The 2,567-nt window shown below is 43.6% G+C and carries 2 protein-coding genes; both read left to right on the top strand.

Going from position 1 to position 2,567, the window contains the following annotated elements; genetic code table 11:
* Nucleotides 1–106: 106 nt before the first annotated feature.
* Nucleotides 107–1,357 carry a type I restriction-modification system subunit M gene (locus FCL48_RS24525; RefSeq protein ID WP_136876714.1) on the top strand — a complete coding sequence of 417 codons (1,251 nt, stop codon included), beginning with the start codon at nucleotides 107–109 and terminating at the stop codon, nucleotides 1,355–1,357.
* Nucleotides 1,358–1,368: 11 nt separating this feature from the next.
* On the top strand, nucleotides 1,369–2,412 hold the full coding sequence (locus tag FCL48_RS24520) for a restriction endonuclease subunit S (protein WP_136876712.1): 1,044 nt from the start codon (nucleotides 1,369–1,371) through the stop codon (nucleotides 2,410–2,412).
* The last annotated feature ends 155 nt before the right edge of the window (nucleotides 2,413–2,567 follow it).

The raw sequence follows: 2,567 nt of genomic DNA, 5'->3' as shown, positions 1-2,567 counted from the left end.
GCATATTGTCGGATCTCAAGTTATCTGCAAACTATGGCGGCCATGGGAGTTAATCCCCTCGTTGCTATTCAGATCGCTCTTACAAAACAAGATTTAGCACCGAATAATGATAGGGGTGAGTAGTTACCTTGATGATTTATCCAGGGTGCTGAACAACATTGCCCAATCTACCATGGGGACCGAGAGCGAAGAGGATTTTGATAATCTCTTTGAGGATATGGACCTCACCTCCAGTAAGCTGGGTAAGTCTGAAACCGATAAAAATAGTTTGATAGTCAAGGTGCTGACTCACCTGGATGCAATCGACTTCAGATTAGAGGATGTCGAAGGGGATGTCCTGGGTGATGCCTATGAATATCTGATTGGCCAGTTTGCCTCTGGCGCAGGAAAAAAGGCGGGTGAGTTTTATACACCGCAGCAGGTGAGTATGGTTCTTGCCAAGATTGTCACCATGGGTAAAACCCGCCTGAAAAGTGTCTATGACCCTACCTGTGGTTCCGGCTCTCTGCTTTTACGGGTGGCTAAAGAGGTGGTGGATGTAAGCGGGTTCTATGGGCAGGAAAGCAACCCCAGTACCTACAATCTGTGCAGAATGAATATGATAATGCATGGTGTCCATTTCAGAAGGTTTGACATTAAGAATGAGGACACCCTGGAGCGCCCGCAACACATCGATGAACGTTTTGAGGCAGTCGTGGCCAACCCGCCTTTTTCTGCCGACTGGTCTGCCAGCCCGCTCTTTATAAGCGATGACAGGTTTGCTGCATACGGTAAGCTCGCGCCCAAATCCAAGGCGGACTTTGCCTTTGTCCAGCATATGATTCACCAACTTGATGAGAATGGGACTATGGCGGTTGTGCTGCCCCACGGTGTCCTATTCCGTGGTGCTGCTGAAGGCCATATCCGCAAATATCTCATTGATGACCGCAACTATCTGGATGCAGTCATCGGTCTGCCAGCCAATATTTTTTATGGAACATCCATCCCTACCTGTATCCTGGTGCTGAAAAAGAAGCGGGAGAACAACAAGGATGTTCTTTTCATTGATGCCAGCCAGCATTTTGAAAAGGCCAAGAACCAGAACTATCTGCGGTTTGAGGATATTGAGAAGATTGTCACCACTTTCAGAGAGCGTCAGACCGAGGATAAGTATTCCTATGTTGCCACCCTGGCTGAGGTGAAGGAAAACGACTATAACCTGAACATCCCCCGCTATGTGGATACCTTTGAAGAGGAAGAGGCAGTTGATTTAGCTGCTGTGTCTGCTGAACTGAAAAGCCTGGAAAATGAGATGCAGGAAACGGATGCCACTATTGCTGATTTTTGTAAACAACTGGGAATTGAGACACCGTTTTAAGGGGATATTGTATGCTGATGAAGAGAGAAGTGATAAATATCCCAAAGTTGAGGTTTTCAGAGTTTGATGAAGAGTGGCAGGTGCAAAAACTCGGTGCGATTAGCAAAATCCAACGAGGTCGATTCTCTCCAAGGCCTCGTAATGACCCTGCTTTCTATGGAGGTGAGATACCGTTTGTACAAACAAGTGATGTGGTTAATTCGAACGGGAAAATCAAATTTTACACCCAGACGTTAAACGAAAAAGGGCTATCTGTTAGTAAATTGTTTCCAAAAGGAACAATTTTAATAACTATCGCTGCCAACATTGGTTATACCGGTGTTTTGCAGGTCGCTATGGCCTGTCCAGATAGCCTGATTGGGATTACTTGTAAAAAAGGATATTGTAACAACGAATATCTCAACATAGCTTTAATGCGACAACAGAGGCGTATGGATTATCTTGCCCCTGAAGCAGCTCAAAAAAATATTAATATTGAATTCTTGGAACCATACCCTGTCGCTTTTCCCACCCTTCCAGAACAACAAAAAATAGCCTCTTTCTTGACTGCGGTAGATAAAAAGATTGAGCAGCTTACCCGTAAGAAGGAATTGCTTGGGCAGTACAAAAAAGGAGTGATGCAAAAGATTTTCTCACAGGAAATCCGCTTTAAGGATGATAATGGACAGGATTATCCTGATTGGGAAGAGAAGAGGTTGGGATGTTTGCTTGAGGAATTCAAGGGCAAGTCCAAGACTAACGATGAGTATGAGGTGCTAACTTCGTCCAATAAAGGCTTGATGAAGCAATCAGAATATTATGGTGAAAATCGTTTAACAGAGCGTGAAAATTCAGGCTTTAATATAATTCCAGAAGGTTTTCTGACCTACCGTACAAGAAGCGATAATAGAAAGTTCTTTTTTAACGAAAACACTCTGGGTGTCACTGGGATTATTAGTACGTACTACCCTGTTTTCAAGATGAAAAATGGAGCAAGTAGGTTTTTCATCGAGTTATCAACATTGTACAAAGGTAACTGCTTCCCCCCCCCCTTTAAAAATAATTTATGGGGATGAAGAAAATGCTTGACAGGTTTTTGGCAACATTTTTTGTAACAGCTTGATTCAATTATACAATCACCTGAGATGCATTGTAATAGGGCTAGTATAGCACGAATAATGCCGAGTTGAAGTGATTTGCTATAAACCGCCGCAATCGTAATGTGGTAAGC

The organism is Desulforhopalus sp. IMCC35007, assembly GCF_005116575.1.
Classification (GTDB): domain Bacteria; phylum Desulfobacterota; class Desulfobulbia; order Desulfobulbales; family Desulfocapsaceae; genus Desulforhopalus_A.
This window is presented reverse-complemented; position numbering and strand designations above follow the sequence as displayed.